Here is a 2,981-nt window from a genome sequence, read left to right as displayed (position 1 = left end):
ACCCAGCCGACGAGGTTTACGCCGGTCCCGGCGCTCGCGTCGGCAGTCTTCGGCAGGATCGTGAAGGACTGCTCCCACCCGCCCGGCAGATACGGCTCTACGCCCGTGTCTTCGAAACGCTTGCGGATGAAGCCGCGGGCGGCGTCATTGCCGGGGCTCGTCGCCCCTCGCCCTTCAAGGGCATCAGAAGACAGCACCTCGGCCAGATGGAGCATCGGACCGGGATCGACAGACTGCGCCGCGTAGGTCACACCCGGCAGTTTGTCCGGCCCCTTCGGCCAGAAAGCCCATACGCCGGCCAACAGGACCAGCATCCCGAACAGGCCTGTGGCCATGCCCTTTTTCAAGTGTTTCCAGTCCATCCAGCCCCCATATTGCGTGCGTACGCTTGACCCTTAGGCCGCGCCGCCGCATGTGCCTAGTCACCCCACCGTGAGGCAGGAGACAAGGCATGGCGATGAACCAAGACATACTGTTGAAATATCTCAAGGAAGGCTTCCCGGACGCCGAAATCACGTTGATCGACCTCGCCGGCGACAATGACCACTGGCAGGCCGAGATCGTCAGCGCCCGCTTTGCCGGCCTGCCGCGCGTGCGCCAGCACCAGCTCGTCTATGACGCCCTGCAAGGGCACATGGGCGGCGCGCTGCATGCCCTCGCCCTGAAGACCCGCGCGCCGTAAGCCTTCTCCAGATTGACGCAGGGGCCGGTTCGCTGTCTGCTGCGGCAAATCCTTGGGAGGGAGACCCCATGTCAAATCTGATGAAATCTGTGAGCGCCGCCGCGCTCGGCCTTTTGCTCGTTTCCTGCACCCCAGATCAGGACCGCGCCGATCCATCCGCCATCGCGGCCGAAGAGGCGGCGATCGCCGCGCGCACCTTCCTCGGCCGGGCCGAGACGGAAATGGCGGAGATGAACAAGGTCGCCGCACAGGCCTTCTGGAACCAGGCGACCGACATCACGCCCGAGACCAACGCTGCCGCCGCCGACGCAGGCGCCAAGGCGACCAAGCTGGTCGTCTCGCTCGCCAACGAGTCCAAGCAGTTTGACATCTCACAGCTGCCGCCGGACCTTTCCCGCAAGATGCGGATCCTGCGCGGCGGTATAACCATTCCGGCTCCCTCGCGCGAAGGCGCCGCTGAGGAACTTTCGAAACTTACGACCGACCTCGATGCCGCCTACGGCACCGGCAAGTTCGAATATCAAGGCAAGATGATCACGCTCGACGAAGCTTCGACCATCATCGAGACTTCGCGCAACCCGGCCGTCACCCGGGCCGTCTGGGAAGGCTGGCATACGATCTCGCCGCCGATGAAGGAAGACTATGGCGCGATGGTCACGCTCGCCAATGAAGGCGCCCGTGAACTCGGCTATCCCAGCCTCGACCAGATGTGGCTGTCCGGGTACGACATGGCGCCCGAGCAGATGGAAGCTGAAGTCGCCCGCCTCTGGGGCCAGGTCGAGCCACTCTACAAAGAGCTGCACTGCTACACGCGCGCCGCGCTCAACCAGAAATACGGCGAGGCCATCCAGCCCGCGACGGGCCCGATCCGTGCGGACCTGCTCGGCAATATGTGGGCGCAGCAATGGTCGAACATCTATGACGTCGTCCAGCCGCCGACCGCGCCGCTCAAGTATGACCTCACTGAGCGCCTCGTTGAGCAGGGTTACACGCCGATCAAGATGGTTGAGACGGCCGAAGCCTTCTTCGTCTCGCTCGGCCTCGATCCGCTGCCGCAGACCTTCTGGGAACGCTCCATGATCGTGCGTCCGGAAGGCAGGGAAGTGCAGTGCCACGCCTCAGCCTGGGACCTCGACGACGAGGAAGACGTGCGCATCAAGATGTGCACCGAGGTGAACTCAGAGGACTTCTACACCGTCCACCACGAACTCGGTCACAACTACTACCAGCGTGCCTACAAGGACCAGGACTTCCTGTTCAAGAACGGCGCCCATGACGGCTTCCACGAAGCAATCGGCGATTTCGTCTCTCTCTCGATCACGCCGGAATATTTCAAGCAGATCGGCCTGATCTCCGACGCTGACATGCCCGGCGCCGATGCCGACACTGCCCTGCTGATGCAGACCGCGCTCGACAAGATCGCCTTCCTGCCCTTCGCCATTACGGTGGACAGCTGGCGTTGGGGCGTCCTCGCCGGCGAGACGACGCCGGAAAACTACAACACCGCCTGGTGGGACCTGCGCCTGCAGAACCAGGGCATCGTGCCGCCCGGCCCGCGCCCGGCCGACGCGTTCGATCCAGGCGCGAAGTATCACATCCCCGGCAACACGCCGTATCTGCGATACTTCCTGAGCTTCATAATGCAGTTCCAGTTCCACAAGGCCGCCTGCGAGCAAGCCGGCTGGGACGGCCCGCTGCACCGCTGCTCGATCTACGGGAACAAGGAAGTCGGCGCCCGGTTCAACGAGATGCTGAAAGCCGGCAACTCGCAGCCCTGGCCGGACACGCTCGAGAAGTTCACCGGTACCCGCGAAATGGATGGCAGCGCCATCATCGAGTATTTCGACCCGCTGATGGGCTACCTCAAAGAACAGAACGCAGGTCAGACCTGCGGATGGTAAATGCGGCGCGGGCGGTGTCCAAACCTTGACGCCGCCCGGCGCCCATCTCACATGAAAGTTAAATCCGGAGCCCAATCATGACTGACCAAGCAACTCTCGACGCCATCGACAAGGCCGTAAAAGCCAATGACGTGGTCCTCTTCATGAAGGGCACACCGACCTTCCCGCAGTGCGGCTTCTCGTCGAGCGTGGTGCAGATCCTCGACTATCTCGGCGTGGAATATGTCTCCACCAACGTGCTCGAGAGCGCCGCCGTGCGCGACGGCGTGAAGCAGTACACCAACTGGCCCACCATCCCCCAGCTCTACGTAAAGGGCGAGTTCATCGGCGGCTGCGACATCCTCAAGGAAATGTTCGAGAACGGCGAGCTGAAGGAACTCTTCGCCGAAAAGGGCATC

3 protein-coding genes and 1 pseudogene are annotated in these 2,981 nt (G+C 62.9%); 3 read left to right on the top strand and 1 reads right to left on the bottom strand.

What is annotated here, in order from left to right; all coding sequences use genetic code 11:
- A pseudogene (locus WEA77_RS09685) lies at positions 1-335 on the bottom strand (hypothetical protein); the annotation flags it as partial.
- Between the two features lie 116 nt (positions 336-451).
- On the opposite strand from WEA77_RS09685, the gene WEA77_RS09680 reads away from it, so the two are divergent.
- From WEA77_RS09680 to grxD, 3 genes are all read left to right on the top strand, one after another.
- Complete coding sequence (locus WEA77_RS09680; protein WP_368067670.1) at positions 452-682, top strand: BolA/IbaG family iron-sulfur metabolism protein; 231 nt, start codon at positions 452-454, stop codon at positions 680-682.
- A 68-nt stretch (positions 683-750) separates the two neighbouring features.
- Positions 751-2,583 (top strand): M2 family metallopeptidase, encoded by a 1,833-nt coding sequence (locus tag WEA77_RS09675; RefSeq protein ID WP_368067669.1) that lies wholly within the window; start codon positions 751-753, stop codon positions 2,581-2,583.
- Between the two features lie 77 nt (positions 2,584-2,660).
- The coding region (gene grxD / locus WEA77_RS09670) for a Grx4 family monothiol glutaredoxin (RefSeq protein WP_368067668.1) at positions 2,661-2,981 on the top strand (321 nt) is incomplete at its 3' end.

This window comes from Hyphomonas sp., assembly GCF_040882205.1.
GTDB lineage: Bacteria > Pseudomonadota > Alphaproteobacteria > Caulobacterales > Hyphomonadaceae > Hyphomonas.
This window is presented reverse-complemented; position numbering and strand designations above follow the sequence as displayed.